This is a genomic window from Thioclava sp. UBA3469, assembly GCF_002378135.1.
GTDB classification, from domain to species: domain Bacteria; phylum Pseudomonadota; class Alphaproteobacteria; order Rhodobacterales; family Rhodobacteraceae; genus Thioclava; species Thioclava sediminum.
This window is the reverse complement of sequence record NZ_DFRG01000279.1, coordinates 1-15,166: the sequence shown is the minus strand read 5'-3', so window position 1 is coordinate 15,166 and position 15,166 is coordinate 1. Positions and strand designations below refer to the sequence as shown.

Genomic DNA, 15,166 nt, shown 5'->3' with positions numbered 1-15,166 from the left:
GGTCCCCGCCCCGCCGTCGAGCGAGTCGTTGCCCGCGCCGCCGATCAGCCGGTCATTCCCGAGACCGCCGATCAGCGTGTCGTTACCGATGCCACCGTCGAGCCAGTCATTATCCGCGCCGCCATCGAGGGAATCGTTGCCGTCGTTGCCGGTGAGCGTGTCGTTTCCGCTGCCACCGAGGAGCGTGTCATTGCCAGTGCCGCCGATCAGCGAGTCATTGCCCGACCCGCCATCGATCGAATCGTCGCCCGTGCCGCCATCGACCGTGTCGTTGCCGAGCCCGGCCAGCACGGTATCGTTGCCGCCATAGGCGCGGATGTAGTCGTCATTGCCGCTGCTGCCCGCGAGCCCCGCATCGTTATTGTCCACGCGGTCGGAGCCATTCGCGATCGGCTCGACGTAGTTCACGTCGATCCGGTCCGCGCTATCGGTGCCGTCGACGTAGCCGTCGTCGAAGCCGGTGACGTAGCGATCCTGCGCGAGATTGGTGTTTTGATAGCTCACCGCTGAGCCGATGATCATCGACTGGATCGGTTTGGCCTCATAGGCCGCCGTGGTTGCATTATTCGACAGTTCCGGCGCGAGGAACACTTCGCCCGTCGTGGTCTGCACGAGGACCGATTGCACATTCGCCGTGGTGCCGTCGGTGTAGGTGATGGTCGTGTTGTAGACCACCAGACCGTCATAGGTGAAATCGCGAACGCCCTGACCGTCACCGATATCGGTCCGGATCGTGTCGTTGGACGTGTTGTTATTGGTGTCGAGAACGCCACTCGAGCCGCCATTGTCGATCAGCGTTGCTTCGGTGATGTGGCTGAACAGCGGATCGGTGGAGGACCCGGCGGAGGCGTTCTGGAGAAGGTTGTAATTCTCCATGCTCGAATTTCCCTCTTGGGAATCCAAGTAGTAGATGTTGCCGTTCGCGTCCTCGGCGACGCCGAGATATATCCAGTTGAACGTCGTGGCCATGTCGCCGCTGCTTTACCTTGTTTCTGCCGGACAGGCCCGCGAGGGACCGGTCTCCGACTTTCGAAGACTGTGCAAAAATATCGGGGCCTATGACGTGGCTGCTCGATTTTTATAGTTACTGATACTCTAACAAGGCCCTCATTTGGCGCGGGTTCGTGATCGTCTCACGGCGCAAATTGGGCGAAATGGGGGCTTTCCGGGCGAGGCGACACGCATAGGGAGAGTCGTGGCAACACGGCCACGAAGCCGCGGAAATTTCGGCGGAAAACTGGTAGGCCCGGCAGGACTTGAACCCGCAACCAAGGCGTTATGAGCGCCCTGCTCTAACCAATTGAGCTACAGGCCCACCATTGCGTATTCCTCTAGTCAGGCCGCACGCGCGCGTCAAGAAAGCGCGCGCACCCATCCCCTTCGACGTTGCGGGGCGCGTGCGGTTACGCTAGGGCTTCGGCCAAGAGTTTACTTGCCGGAGTGCGCCGCGATGACCGAGAAAAAACAGGGCCTCACCTATGCCGATGCGGGCGTCGATATCGACGCGGGCAATGCTTTGGTGGACCGGATCAAACCCGCAGCCAAGCGCACGCAGCGCTCGGGCACGATGTCGGGTCTGGGCGGCTTCGGCGCGCTGTTCGATCTGAAGGCGGCCGGTTACAACGATCCGATCCTCGTCGGCGCGACCGATGGCGTGGGCACCAAGCTGCGCATCGCGATCGACACCGGCAATGTCGACACGATCGGCATCGACCTTGTGGCGATGTGCGTCAACGATCTGGTCTGCCAAGGCGCCGAGCCTTTGTTCTTCCTCGATTATTTCGCGACCGGCAAGCTCGAGCTCGATCAGGCCGCGCGCATTATCGAGGGCATCGCGGAAGGCTGCGCGCAATCGGGCTGCGCGCTGATCGGCGGCGAGACGGCGGAAATGCCGGGCATGTATTCCAAGGGCGATTTCGACCTCGCGGGCTTCGCGGTCGGCGCGATGGAGCGGGGCACCGACCTGCCCGCAGGCGTGGCCGAGGGCGACGTGCTTCTGGGCCTCGGCTCGAACGGCGTGCATTCCAACGGCTATTCCTTCGTGCGCAAGGTGGTCGAGATGTCCGGCCTCGGCTGGGACGCGGACTGCCCCTTCGGCGACGGCTCGCTTGGCGAGGCGCTGCTGGCCCCCACCCGGCTTTACGTCAAGCAATGCCTCGCGGCGGTGCGCACGGGCGGCGTTCATGCGCTGGCCCATATCACCGGCGGCGGCCTGACCGAGAACCTGCCGCGCGTTCTGCCCGAGGGCATGGGCGCCACGATTGACCTCGACGCGTGGGAACTGCCCGGCGTATTCCGCTGGCTGGCCGAGACCGCCTCGATGGAAGAACGCGAACTGCTGAAGACCTTCAATTGCGGCATCGGCATGATCGTCGTCGTCGCAGCGGACAAGGCCGACGAGATCGCCACCCTGCTCGCAGGCGAAGGCGAGAGCGTCGCCCGCATCGGCACCGTCACGTCCAATGAGGGCATCGCCTACGAGGGCGCGCTGCTGTGATCCGTGTCGCGATACTGATCTCGGGCGGCGGCTCGAACATGGTCCGACTGGTCGAGAGCATGGCAGAGGACCACCCTGCCCGCCCGGTGCTCGTCGCATCGAACGACGCACGGGCGTCGGGGCTGGAGAAGGCCGCGCGGATGGGCGTGCCGACCGCCGCCATCGACCACCGCCCCTATGGCAAGGATCGCGCCGCGTTCGAGGCCGAGCTGCTGAAGCCGATCCTCGCGGCAAAGCCCGATATCCTCTGCCTCGCGGGCTTCATGCGGGTGCTGACGCCGGAATTCGTGGCGCAGTTCGAGGGCCGGATGCTCAATATCCACCCCTCGCTCTTGCCGAAATATCCTGGGCTGCACACCCATAAGCGCACGATCGAGGCGGGCGATGCGGTCGCGGGCTGTACGGTGCACGAGGTGACCCCGGTGCTCGATGACGGGCCGATCCTCGGTCAGGCGCGCGTGCCAATCGAACCGGGCGACACGCCCGACGGTCTGGCGGCCCGGGTGCTGGTGCAGGAACATCGCCTCTATCCGGCGGTGCTGCGCCGCTTCGCCGAAGGCGACCGCACGCCGGTCTTTCTGTAAGCGCCCATTTGTAAGCACGCTCACGCCGAAATGCGCCGCATCCGCTTGCGAGCGGCCGTCGCTTCGCGCATGACTGACGCATGGAAACGACCCCGGATACGGCCCCGCGCGGGCGCATGATCGCCCCCGACCTGATCCGGGCCGTGGCGCTGATCGGCATGGCGATCTTCCACCTGACCTATGACCTCGAGAATTTCGGCTTTGTGCCGCGTGGCACGGTGTTTCACCCCGCCTTCCTCGATTTCGCCCGCGTGGTAGCCAGCACCTTCATCTTCATGGCCGGCGCCAGCCTTGTGCTCGCCCATCGCCACGGCTTCCGCGCCGCCCCGTTCTGGAAGCGGATCGGCAAGGTGGTGGTCGCGGCGGCGCTGGTGAGTGCAGCGACCTATGTGATGATGCCGGAATACTTCATCTATTACGGCATCCTGCATTCCATCGCGGTCAGTTCGCTGATCGGTGCCGCGCTTCTGTTCCTGCCGTGGATCATGCTGGCGGCGCTTGGCGTGATCGCGGTCTGGGTGCATCTGAACTACGCCTTCGAGCTGTTCAATCACCCGTGGCTGTGGTGGCTGGGCCTCTCGACCCACTGGCGGCCCTCGATGGATTTCGAGCCGGTCTTCCCGTGGATCGGGCCGTTCCTGATCGGCATGGGCGCGGCGAAACTGCTCGACCGGCTGGGTTATTGGACACGCGCCGCGCGCTACCAGCCCGATCAGACGCGCGGGGTGATGAAAGTCGCGCTGTTTGCGGGGCGTCACACCCTGCCGATCTACCTGATCCACCAGCCGGTGCTCTACGGGCTGACCTGGGCCGCTTTCCTCCTTCAGCACTGAAACTGGCGCTTCTGCCACGCAAACCGGGCCGTAACACGCGCCGCCCTTCCCTTTTGCCCCATGAAGGTCTAGGGAATTTGCACCTGCGCGGGATGAGCCCGCACCGAATTGAAAGCGCGATATGCAGACCATCACCACGACCGAGGCCCTCGCGGCCTTCTGCGAAAAGGCCAAGCAAGAGCCCTACGTCACCGTCGACACCGAATTCCTGCGCGAGCGGACCTACTGGTCCAAGCTGTGCCTCGTGCAGATGGCGCTCCCCAATCATGGCGAGACCGAAGGCGAGGCCGTTCTGGTCGACCCGCTGTCCGACGATCTCTCGCTCGAGCCGCTCTACGATCTTTACCGCCACAAGGAGACCGTGAAGGTCTTCCACGCCGCCCGGCAGGATCTGGAGATTTTCTTCACCGACGCGCAGGTCTTCCCCGATCCGCTGTTCGACACGCAGATCGCCGCGATGGTCTGCGGCTTCGGCGAGCAGGTGGGCTACGAGACGCTGGTGCGCAAGATCGCCAAGCAGTCGCTCGACAAATCCTCGCGTTTCACCGACTGGTCGCGCCGTCCGCTGACCGAGGCACAGAAGAAATACGCGATCGCCGATGTGACCCATCTGCGCGTGATCTACGAATTCCTCGACGAGCAGCTGAAGAAAACCGGTCGCGACGCCTGGGTCGAAGAGGAAGAGGCGGTTCTCCTGAACCCCGAGACCTATATCAACCGGCCCGAAGAGGCATGGAAGCGCGTGAAGACGCGGACCAATTCGGGCCGTTTCCTCGCCATCGTGCGCGAGCTGGCGCAGTTCCGCGAAGGCTATGCGCAGAACCGCAACATCCCGCGGAGCCGTATCTTCAAGGATGACGCGCTGCTGGAGCTGGCCTCGACCAAGCCCTCTTCGATCGAAGAGCTGGGCAAGTCGCGACTGCTGCTGCGCGAAGCCCGCAAGGGCGAGATCGCCGAAGGCATCCTGACGGCGGTGCGCGAAGGGCTGGAGATGCCCAACGAGAAGCTGCCCCGCCCCGACAATCAGGCCCAGCAATTGCAGGTCGACACCGCGCTTGGCGATCTGTTGCGGGTGCTGCTGAAAGCGAAATCGCAGCAGGCAGGCGTCGCCGCGAAGCTGATCGCGACCTCGTCGGATCTGGATCGCATCGCCGCTGGCAAGCGCGACGTCGCCGCCCTGCAGGGCTGGCGCGCGGAGGTCTTCGGCACGGACGCCCTGCGTCTGGCCAAGGGCGAAGTGGCGCTGACCGCCGATAGCGGCGCGGTGAAGCTGATCGACGTGTAAAGACACCAGAGGGCTGCGCCTGACCGCCGGGTGGGCGCCCCCTTCTTCGGTGGTCTTCGCTTAATCCCCGAAAGTTTCGGACGCGTTCAATGCGCGCGCTGACACCCCACAAGCGCCCGCCCGAGGGGGCGGTCGGGCGCTGCCCGGGCCGCTTCGCGGCTGTTCCGGGCAAAGGCTCCACTTGGCACGGGACGACCAGCCCCGGGCCGCGCCCGTCCGGCCTTCGCGATGCTCAGGCGTTCGCCGGGGCGTCCTTCCACTGGAAGGCCGCTTTCTCCCGGCTCACCCCTCCCCACGGGAGGGCGCATTGCCGATGTCAGCGCGGGCACACGCGTCATCCGGGCTTTCAAGATAAAGCACCCAGCCACCCGCCGAGCAATGCGCCCGTCCAAAGCTCGGGCGCGTCCCTCAGCGCAATAGAAAAAGGCGGCAGGTTTCCCCGCCGCCTCTCATTCCGATCAGGCCGAACTCACTCGCCCTGTTTCTTGATCCGCCCGTCGAGCTTGGGCGCGACCGTGCCCTTGTTCTCGACATAGGTCATCACGTCATTGGCCATCAGGTTGCCATTGCCCGCGTTCACGATGACCTTGCCGCCACCAAGCGCGCCGTATCCGTCGCCGCCGCCTAGCATGTAATCGTTGGTCGCGACCTTGTAGACCTTGTCCTTGTCGAGAGGCTGACCGCCCACCTCGACCGAGACCACGCGCGAGCCCGCAGGCGCGCTCGGATCATAGACCACGCTCATGCCCGAGATCTGCGGGAAGCGGCCCGCGCCGTTCTCGACCTGGCTGAAGCCGTTCTCCAGCGCGCTCAGGATCTGCGAGCCGGGGATCTCGGTCACCACCGTCTTGTTGCCGAAGGGCAGCTCGGTCAGCACGTCCTTGCGGGTGATCTTGTGGCCCGCGTCATAGGTCGTATCGCCCCGGATGCCGCCGCCATTGATCAGCGTGACATCGGCCTTCGTTGCATCGCGCAGCGCATCGGCGATCAGATCGCCCATCGTGCTCTCCTGCGAGCGCACCACGTTGCGCCGCGAGTCCATCTCGGTCTCCGACGTGCCGATCTGCTGTCCGAGATTGTCGTCGAGCTGCTTCTTGAACCCGTTGACCAGCTTCATCGATTCCGGGTCCGGCGTGACATTCGCGGTGTCGATCCAGCGGAAATTCGGGGTCCAGCTGATCTTGCGCTTGCCGTCCTTCTCGGAGATGTCGACGGTCAGATCGAGCGGCTGCAGATAACGCGCGTCGATCGAGGTCTCCACGTAAGCCGTGATCCCGTCATAGAACATCGCGTTGAGGTGGTCGTCGCCGGACATGATCACGTCGAAATCCTGGCTCGCGATCAGCTTGCGGTCGTTGGACTGGTCGGTCTGCACGACGCCGATCACCAGATCCGCGCCGTCCTCGCGGGCCTTCTTGGCGGCCGCGATTGCGGTGTCGACGGTGGGCTGGAATTTCAGATCGCCCGAATTGGCGACCTCGGGCGTGGTGTCTTGGGCCACCGGCACCAGCGCGACCTTGAGGCCTGCGATCTCCTTCATCATCACGCCGCCAAGCCCCTGAATCGGCGAGCCGTCAGCTTGCGTGATGTTGATCGCGGCCCAGGGGTATTTCGACCCTTCCATCTTCTTCTCGAAATTCTCGGGGCCGAAATCAAACTCATGGTTGCCCGGCACCGCGATGTCGAAAGGCACGATATTGGTCAGGTCGATCGTGTTCTGCCCTTCGTCGATCCCCGACAGAAGCGAGGGCGAGAGCATGTCGCCATCGAAGACATAGAGCGTGTTGGGATTGTCCGCCCGCTCCTTCTTGGCGACCGCGTTGAGCCGCGCGAAACCGCCACGCTCGCCATCGCCGTCGAAATTGTAAATATCGCCGACCCCGAGGATCGTGAGCTTCACCGTCTCGGCCTGAATAGGCCCGGCGGCCAGAAGCCCGGTCGAGGCGGCGCCCAGCATGAGGGCAGCCAGACGGCGCTTGAAATCGGACATTTCGGTCTCCCTGCGGAATAAACTTTTTTCATAGACCCCAAGCGGCCGCAGTTACCGGCGCGCTGGGACGTGAAAGAAAGATTAGCCGCACTCCGCCACGGCGCAAACCGATAGTCGGATGACCTTGCGTTCTCGTGATAAGCGGCGCCTGTTTTCGCGTCACTTCGCGGGCGGTAGAAGCGCGCGGACGCGACCTGCCACCCCTGTCAGACCAAGCCCCGTCAGACCAAGGTGCCCGCCAAACGTGCGAACAGCGCATGCGCCGATGGCTCGTCGATCAGATCGACCGTGAATTGCGCGAAGGTCAGGCCGGTCTCGGGCGCGCTTGCGAACATGATGCGCACGTCGTCGCCGGCTTCCGTGATCGTGTCGAGCTGGCCGCCGAACACGGTGGTGTAGTTTCCGGCGAACCCGGCCATCAAATTCTCCAGCGCCTTGGCACAGGCCACGATTTCGTCCGAAGACCCTTTGACGGGCCGCAAGATCCGGTCGCTGGGGCCGATCCGCCCGGCAAGCTGCAAGCCTTCGGGCAGCTCGATACCGAGCCTGAGCCGCGTGGTGGCCAGCAGCAGAGGGCTGTCCTGCTTGGGCTCCATCTCGGCTTCGGTTTCGGGCAGGACGGGCCCGGTGACATTCGGCCCCGGCTCACGACCGGGCTCACGCTCCGCGTCACGGCCCGGCTTGGACGAACGCGTGACCCGTCGCGGCGAAACCTCGGGTGTGCGGTCGACGGGATGCGGGTCAGGCCGAAACTCGGGCTCCGCCCCGGGCGGCGCGACGGGCGCGCCGGAATTTGCCGGTTGCGAAGCCCGTTTACCCACGCTGCGCGAGCGGAACGGCAGCACCGCGCCCCCATGTTCGGAGAGCAGCGGCGACGGCGCATCATGGGTGCCGATCGCCAGATCCGCCTCAGTCTCGGGATCGAGCGTATCGAGCCCGGCCACCGCGCGCCCCGTCATCGCCCCAAGCGCCGCGATCAGCGCCGCACCGCCGCTGCGCTGGAAGGCTTCATCCGATGTCTCGGCCTCGCGCAAAAGATCGCGCGACCCGTACAGGAAGGCGACTCGCGAGAAATAGGCCGCCGACTCGCGCTGAACCCGCGCCTTCAGCTTCGCCCGGTCGGTGTCGTTGCGCAGCTTGTCACCGCGCGAAATCGCGAGCAGGCAATCCGACGGGCGCGCCGGCCCGAGCCGCTCGATCATCGTCTTCTCGGTCAGCCGCCAGGCCTGCGAGGCGATCGTCACCCAGATCATCACGTCGCAGGTTGCGATCAGGCCGATCTGCTCTTCGTTCACGTCTTCGGGGCGGCTCAGCGGCACTTCGACGAATTCGAACCCCTGCAGATGCGGCTGCGCGGAATAGACGTAAATCTCGGACGGCACGGCCCAGCCTTCTTCGACCTCCGCCGCGTCGATCTCGTGCCCCGTCGCATCACGCATCACCACACCCGGCGTCGCCCGATAGCGCGCGACGACCGTCGGACGCTCGGTCCGGCCCAGATTGTCGCCGATGCTGCGCGCGCGCAAAATCGCGTTGAGCACGGTGGACTTGCCGGAATTGACCTCGCCGCAAATCGCCACCCGAAGGGGCGCGCGATGGGGATCGGGCGGCGCGTCCTCGCGGTTGAGCTCTTGCTTGAAAATCATTGCCCTTTCGCCCTCACGCTGCGCGCGTCGCGGGTTTGCGCCGCGGCATCATGGTGCTGCTCACCGCGCTCTCGATCGCCCCGAGATTGATCAGACGTCGTTCGAGAACTTCCAGCTTGCTCTGGATCCGGGACGCCAGTCGGCTTTGCATCTGCGGATCACGGGCCAGCCGTTCCAACTCGGCCCGCTCCTGCTTGAGCTGCAAGGTCCGCTCGCGCACGATCATCTCCATCATCCGCACCATCACCCGCAGCCGCGACCCGCCTGCGCTGGCGCGTTCCACCAGCGCCTCGCCATAGGCCTGCAGGATTTTCTCGACCGCCGGGCGCAGTTCTTCCGCCGCCACGATCCGCAACCCGTCGAGGGTCTTTTCGATATTCACGGTCGGACCGCGCCAGAAGGCCCAGCCCCGCTCCAGCGCGAAGTTGATACGCAGCGCGCGCCGGGTCAGCGTCAGCGTCGAGGTGAAGGTGTCATGCGGCATATCCGACAGATCGATCTCTTCGCTGGGATCGTCGAACCGGTCCGCGACCGTGGTGCGGCAGGCATGGATCGCATTGTCGAGCAGTACATCGATCGCCGCACGCGACCGGGCGTAGCTTTTCGTCACCTCGCGTTCGAGCGCGATCTGCAGCGCGGTCGTATCGGTCTCGAAGCTGCGCGGCGGACGGCCGTCGCGGATCCGGTTGGTGCGCAGGACATCCTCGAACCGGTCGCGCTGGCTCAGGACGAAATCCTCGATGCTCTTGTTGAGCCGCGTCTCCAGCGCCGACCAGCCGCGGTTGAGCACCGCCTCGATCTGATGCTCGGCGCTCTCGACATGGTTTTCGAGCGCACCGCGCAGCGATTCCGTCGCCGCGATCTCGCTGCTCATTTCCTCGATCGCGGCCTCCGCCACGTCCGAGCGGATGCTCTCGATCTGCATCTGCAGCGTGTCGCGTTCGCGGCGGGCAACGAATTGCATCCCCGACAGCTCCGCGCGCAGATCGCCGCGCAGCTGAGCGAGCTGCTGACGCCCCACCCCGCCGTCGATCACGGCAGAGAGCACATGTTTGACCTCTTCGACGCCCGAGGCCAACAGCAGCCGGTCGATCGGATCCTCGGGCACGCGGCCGAAGCGGGAATACAGGTACTGCGCCAGCTCCATCGAATCCATCTCGGCGCGCGCCCAGGCGGCCTCCTCGTCGGAGCGTTGGGTGAGATCGGCGAGATAGGCGCTGCCCGCGACGATCTTGAAATCGATATCGGGGATCGCCGCGCGCAGACGGCGCGACACATCGGCGATCACGCGCGGCACTTCGACCGCGTAATCGTCCAGCTCGTCGATCCGGTTGAGGAAGATCAGCACATCCTTGTCGTCCTGCTTGGCAAGAATGCGGATCAGGGCGAGGTCGACATCGGTCAGCGGCTGATGCGCGGAGAGCACCATGATGAACACGTCCGAGCGATCGAGCGAGCGACAGGTGAACTCGTCGCGCACGAGGAACGGGTCGTTCACGCCGGGCGTGTCGGTGATGATCGTGGGTACCTGAAACTCGGGCAAGCGCATGTAGATATTGGCGCTTTTCGTGAGCGCGGCATAGCGGCCAAGGGCCTCGCGCTCCAACCCGTCATCTGCCCCGGGCCCTGCGCAGACATAGCGTTGCAGCAGATCGGGTGCGAGGAAGTCGTAATCGTGATGCTGACCCAGCAGCATCTGGTAATGCTTGCCGAGACGTCGCTGGGCGCGGCGGCGCATCTGCTCGGACTGCTCGCGCAGGATGTCAGTGTCGAACCCCGGCAGCAGCTCTTCGGTCAGCTTGCGGATGCGGGTGCCGCCATTGATGATCTCGTCCCAATCTGCCTCCGAGAAGAACTCGAACCGCGCACCCGTCACCGGGTCTTCGGGCAGGTTGATGCGCATATTCGTCACGACCGAAGTCCACGGATTCACGTCCGAGGGCAGGAAATCGTGCTGGTGCAGGAAGGCGTTGAGGAAGGTCGATTTGCCCGCCTTCACCTGCCCGATCACCGCCACACGCGCCGCCCAGTCATGCAGTCGCAAGCGCAGATCGCGGATGCGCGGACGGGCGCTGCGCTCGACGGAGGCCTCGATCCGGTCGAGCGCGCCGTTGAGAAAGTCGAGTTCCTTACGCAGTTGCGGGGCGATCTTCATGGCTTGGTCCTCTTGCTCGCGTAGGCTGGCTCGAATTCGGTCGGGGGTTCGGCATCCAGCCGATCAAGCAGATGTTCGACATGGGCGAGGACATCCGCGGCATCTGTGAACGCGTGGCCCGCCGTGAGTTCCTCCCACAGCGCGCGGGCCGGGCTCGGCATCGGAGGTGTTTCCGCGGGCGGATAATCGGGCAGCGGCGAGTCGAGGATCAGTGGCTCGGCATCCGTTACCTCGGGCAGCTCCGCGCTTTCCGCCTTGATCAGGCGCGCCGAGCGCAGACGGCGCGGCTTGACCGGCGTGCGCGGCTTCGGGAAGGCGATCACGTCGCGCTCGCCCACGAATTTCGCGACCGTCTCATTCGCGGCCCCCGAAGGCTGATCGATCTGCCCGACCAGCCGCTCGATCTCGCGCGCGATCTGCGCCACGTCCGAAGGCTCGGTCAGCGCGGCCAGACGGATCGTCGGGAAGACCTCCCCCGCCTCGCGCTCGACCCGGCGCATCAATCGCGCGCGAGTGCGTTCGTCGGGCAGACGGTCGCCATGGGTCACCACCAGCATCGGCTGCGCCAGCAGCGCCTCGGGCATCTCGTCCCAGACCGCCTTCTCGCTTTGCCGCCACGCCTGCGTCGCATTGGTGCACCAGATCACCAGATCGGCATAGCGCAGCATCCGCTGCCAGCTTTCCATCGGCATGTTCGGGTCCGACGAACCGGGCGTATCGATGATGTCGATCCGGTCGAGGATCGGCGCGTTATGGGCAATCACGCAATAGCGCGCCTTCTCCAGATTGAGCTGCGCCAGATCGGAGAGCGGGCGCGCGACCTCTTCCTTGTCGATCCAGAGTTGCGCGCGATCCCCGCCGCGCACCAGCCAGATCGGCGGCAGCGCGGTCGCGGTGACATGCGAGGGCAGCACTTTCTCGCCCAGCAACCCGTTGATAAGGCTGGTCTTCCCGGCCGAAAACTCGCCCGCGACCAGCACCCGCAGCTTGCGCGGTTTCGGGGTGGCCTGCGGGGCTTGCGCTTTCGACAGGTCCGGCAAGTCGGGGCGTTCACGTTTGCGCAGCGAGTTCATGCCGAGAGCCTTTCTTTATCGTGACCGGACGCGCCCGACAGGCAGCGCTCGCGCACCGCTTTGCAGAACTGACCCTGATCGAAGGCGAAGCGCTCCACGATCTCGCGGCTGCGCGCAATGGCGGGGTCGAAATACTCGGTCATCAGATCCTCGATCAGCGGCGTGGTTTCCGCGATGATCACCTCGCGGTAGCGCGCCTGCGCCGCCCCCTTGCGGTTGAAGCGCCAATAGCGACGCCACCACGCGCCCTGCATATCCAGCGTGATCATCCGCGCCAGCACGGTCGGCGCGCGATGTTGCGGCTGTTCAGGGAAGCGGCTCACATCGGCCTCGCGGATCACGCCGAACTCGGCGGCGAGGAAGCTGTCGATCCCGTCGCTGACCATATCGAGCGCCGATTCACCTTTGCGCCGCAGCCGCGCGCAATTCGACGCGAAAGCCGTCTTCATCGCCATACGCAGCGCGGTCGGATCATGGGTCCACGCGCCGATCTCGCCGTAGGTGTCGATATGCGATTGCAGCGCCTCCAGCGCCGAGGCCACGAATTGCTCCTGCGCGCGGTCGAGCCGCTCGCGCAGCTCCGCGCGCAGACCCGCCGCCTCGTTATTGAAGGCAGAGACGGCCTCTTCCTCGATCTCGGCGAGGCGCAGCATCAGTTTGGATTCGCTGAGAATGGTGGACGGATCGGCCACGCGGGCGACGCTATCGACGGTCTCGGCGCGCTCGATGATGCGCTCCAGCTCGTCCTGCACATCGCCCAGCACGGCCTGCCCCGGCCCGTCGACAATGCGGATGACGACGGCCTGCATCAGCGCACCGATCCCGGAGGCTTCCATCGCGCGCTGGCGCAGTTCGGTCTCGCTGGTAGGCGTGGTGCCGGTCATCTTCTCCAGCGCAGCGCGGCTGGCGGGCGCCATCTCGCTCACATCGCCCATCGCGCAATTGGCCCAGTAGCCCGAGCCGAACAGAATCTCGATCTCCTCGCCCAGCCCCATCCGGCCCAGCGTCTTGCGGATCGAGTTGCGGATCGCGGTCTGCGCCCCACGCGGATCTTCCAGCTCGTCGATACGGTTGACGAAGATCACCACTTCCCGCGCGTCGATCGCGCAGATGATACGCAGAAGTGCCAGATCCATCGTCGTCAGCGCCTGATGCGCCGAAAGCACGACGATACAGGCGCGGCTGTCGCCGATCGCGTTCAGCGTGATCTGCTCGCGCATCATGAACGTGTCGTTCACACCCGGCGTGTCGCGCAGGCACAGGCCGCGCGGCAGATGCGGCAGATCGAGATAGAGATCGGCGGATTTCGTCAGATCGGCATAGGTGCCTTCGCTGGCGCCCTCGGCCAGATCGTCGGGATCGCCGTAGCAGATATATTGATCCAGCACCGCCTTATCGAGCGTCGGGAACGCGCGGCTGGTGCCCAGAAGGTCCTCGAACTGTTCCCCAAGCCGCGCCTCGGTCGCGTCGCGCATCGCGGTGACCTGTTTGCGCACGCTTTCGGCCTCGGTCTCGAAGCCCGCCCGGTTGGCCATCTCGCCCAGACGCCCGCCGGTCGCCACAAGCCGATCCCATTCGTGGCGGTCGAAGAAGCGAAACAGCGCGCGCGTGTCCATCGGGCGGTGGCGCGCGTTCAGATGCAGCGCCGTGATCACGGAAGTCCATGGGTTCACATCCGAGGGCAGCATCCCCGGCTTGCCGATCAACGCGTTGAGAAGGGTACTTTTTCCCGCTTTGACCTGGCCGATGACGCTGACGGTGGGCTCGAACGCGTCGATCATCTCGAGAACGGTGTCGAGCTGATCCTCGACGAATCCGAGATCGGCGTCCGAGACGTCCTTTACGGCCTGTTCAAGCTGGTCGAGCGTCTCCCAGTAAGAATTGAGCGCCTCGAAACCACGGCGATGCCAATCAAAGATGGAATTCGCTTCATACACGAGGGAGCTCTCCTTTTCCGCAGGGGCGATGCGGATTTTTGGGTGACACACGGTCCGGCACGCCCATGCCGACCGAGACCACCAATGTTACAGGGACGGCGCGCGCCCCCTTCTTGGCGACGCACCGGCTGGGTCGGTTCGTGCTTAAAGTTCTCTTGCCCAGTCATGTCCGAAATGCGGCAGAAATTATGGCAGACCGACCATAATTGCCGTTTTCGGTGCAGTTTGCCCTCCCGGTTGCGATGCGAAAATGCGTTTGTTCTCTTTGCATTGCTGACGATTCTGCATTTGCATGACGTTAGGGCAGTCTCGTTTCGGCCGTATTTTGTTGAATCTTCACGAATTTGTGAGTGTTTCCGGCTGCGTTTATATCAAGAGCGTTTTGGTAGGATTGTTTACAACTCAAGCGTGTAATGCGCCCTGTCATCAAAGCTTCACTTGATCCGACTCTCTTATTTCGCAAAACCTCGAAATATGGATAAGATGACACCTCAGCGGCTCACCGTGCTGGGCCATGCGCAACGCCTCGCGATCTTCCGGCTCTTGATGCGCCGGTATCCCGACCGGCTGCCCGCAGGCGAGATCGGCGCGGCGCTGAAGCTGAAGCCCTCGACGCTCTCGGCCTATCTGGCCGCACTCAGCGAGGTCGGGCTGATCGGGCAGACGCGGGCGGGCACCTCGCTGCGCTACGGGATCGAGATGGAGACCGTGCGCAGCCTCTTCGACGCGCTGCTGATCGACTGCTGTCAGGGCCGCCCCGATATCTGTTCCCCTCTCGCACAGCCCGATCCCAGCGGAGACCCTGCGATGACGCGATCTACGGCGGGCCGGAAATTCAACGTGCTGTTCATCTGCACCGGCAATTCGGCGCGCTCCATCCTCGCCGAGACGATCCTTCGAGACCGCGCGGGCGACCGGTTCAACGCCTATTCCGCGGGAACCAAGCCCTATTCCGAGCTCAACCCCTTCGCGATGCAGGTGCTGCGCGACAAGGGCCATGATGTGGAGCCCCTGCGGGCGAAGACCATCGCGGAGTTTCAGGGGGAGGACGCCCCCCCGCTCGATTTCGTCTTCACCGTCTGCGATCTCGCGGCGAACGAGGAATGCCCGCCCTGGCCGGGCCAACCGATCAGCGGCCATTGGGGGATGCCCGATCCGGTAAAGGC

Annotated in this window: 11 protein-coding genes and 1 tRNA gene; 5 read left to right on the top strand and 7 right to left on the bottom strand. The window is 64.6% G+C overall.

Annotated features, from left to right (window positions below):
- Both B3D39_RS20265 and B3D39_RS20260 read right to left on the bottom strand, forming a co-directional pair.
- The coding region (locus B3D39_RS20265) for a calcium-binding protein (protein ID WP_286790033.1) at positions 1-969 on the bottom strand (969 nt) is incomplete at its 3' end.
- Positions 970-1,238: 269 nt separating this feature from the next.
- Positions 1,239-1,315 (bottom strand) — tRNA-Ile (locus B3D39_RS20260).
- Between the two features lie 135 nt (positions 1,316-1,450).
- On the opposite strand from B3D39_RS20260, the gene purM reads away from it, so the two are divergent.
- The 4 genes from purM to rnd all read left to right on the top strand — a co-directional run bounded on the left by purM (position 1,451) and on the right by rnd (position 5,199).
- Positions 1,451-2,497 (top strand): phosphoribosylformylglycinamidine cyclo-ligase, encoded by a 1,047-nt coding sequence (gene purM, locus B3D39_RS20255; protein ID WP_274963808.1) that lies wholly within the window; start codon positions 1,451-1,453, stop codon positions 2,495-2,497.
- Positions 2,494-3,081, top strand: coding sequence for a phosphoribosylglycinamide formyltransferase (gene purN, locus B3D39_RS20250; protein ID WP_274963809.1), 588 nt, complete (start codon positions 2,494-2,496; stop codon positions 3,079-3,081). Before purM ends, purN begins: the two co-directional genes overlap by 4 nt.
- 80 nt (positions 3,082-3,161) lie before the next feature.
- Entirely contained in the window at positions 3,162-3,914 is a 753-nt protein-coding gene (locus B3D39_RS20245; RefSeq protein WP_274963810.1) for a DUF1624 domain-containing protein, read from the top strand.
- A 121-nt stretch (positions 3,915-4,035) separates the two neighbouring features.
- A complete protein-coding gene (rnd, locus tag B3D39_RS20240; RefSeq protein ID WP_274963811.1) occupies positions 4,036-5,199 on the top strand; it encodes a ribonuclease D in 1,164 nt (387 codons plus the stop codon).
- Between the two features lie 469 nt (positions 5,200-5,668).
- On the opposite strand, the gene B3D39_RS20235 is transcribed toward rnd, so the two are convergent.
- The 5 genes from B3D39_RS20235 to B3D39_RS20215 form a co-directional block, all read right to left on the bottom strand.
- On the bottom strand, positions 5,669-7,189 hold the full coding sequence (locus B3D39_RS20235) for a bifunctional metallophosphatase/5'-nucleotidase (protein ID WP_274963485.1): 1,521 nt from the start codon (positions 7,187-7,189) through the stop codon (positions 5,669-5,671).
- A gap of 221 nt (positions 7,190-7,410) precedes the next feature.
- Positions 7,411-8,835, bottom strand: coding sequence for a GTPase (locus tag B3D39_RS20230; protein WP_274963484.1), 1,425 nt, complete (start codon positions 8,833-8,835; stop codon positions 7,411-7,413).
- Between the two features lie 13 nt (positions 8,836-8,848).
- Positions 8,849-10,990, bottom strand: a complete 2,142-nt coding sequence (locus B3D39_RS20225) for a dynamin family protein (protein WP_274963483.1) — start codon at positions 10,988-10,990, stop codon at positions 8,849-8,851.
- Entirely contained in the window at positions 10,987-12,063 is a 1,077-nt protein-coding gene (locus tag B3D39_RS20220) for a dynamin family protein (protein WP_274963482.1), read from the bottom strand. Before B3D39_RS20220 ends, B3D39_RS20225 begins: the two co-directional genes overlap by 4 nt.
- Positions 12,060-14,000 (bottom strand): dynamin family protein, encoded by a 1,941-nt coding sequence (locus B3D39_RS20215; RefSeq protein WP_274963481.1) that lies wholly within the window; start codon positions 13,998-14,000, stop codon positions 12,060-12,062. The genes B3D39_RS20220 and B3D39_RS20215 overlap by 4 nt, the downstream gene beginning before the upstream one ends.
- A 474-nt stretch (positions 14,001-14,474) precedes the next feature.
- Here B3D39_RS20215 and B3D39_RS20210 point away from each other — a divergent pair.
- Positions 14,475-15,166, top strand: a 692-nt coding sequence (locus B3D39_RS20210; RefSeq protein ID WP_286790032.1) for a helix-turn-helix domain-containing protein, incomplete at its 3' end; no start/stop codon positions are given.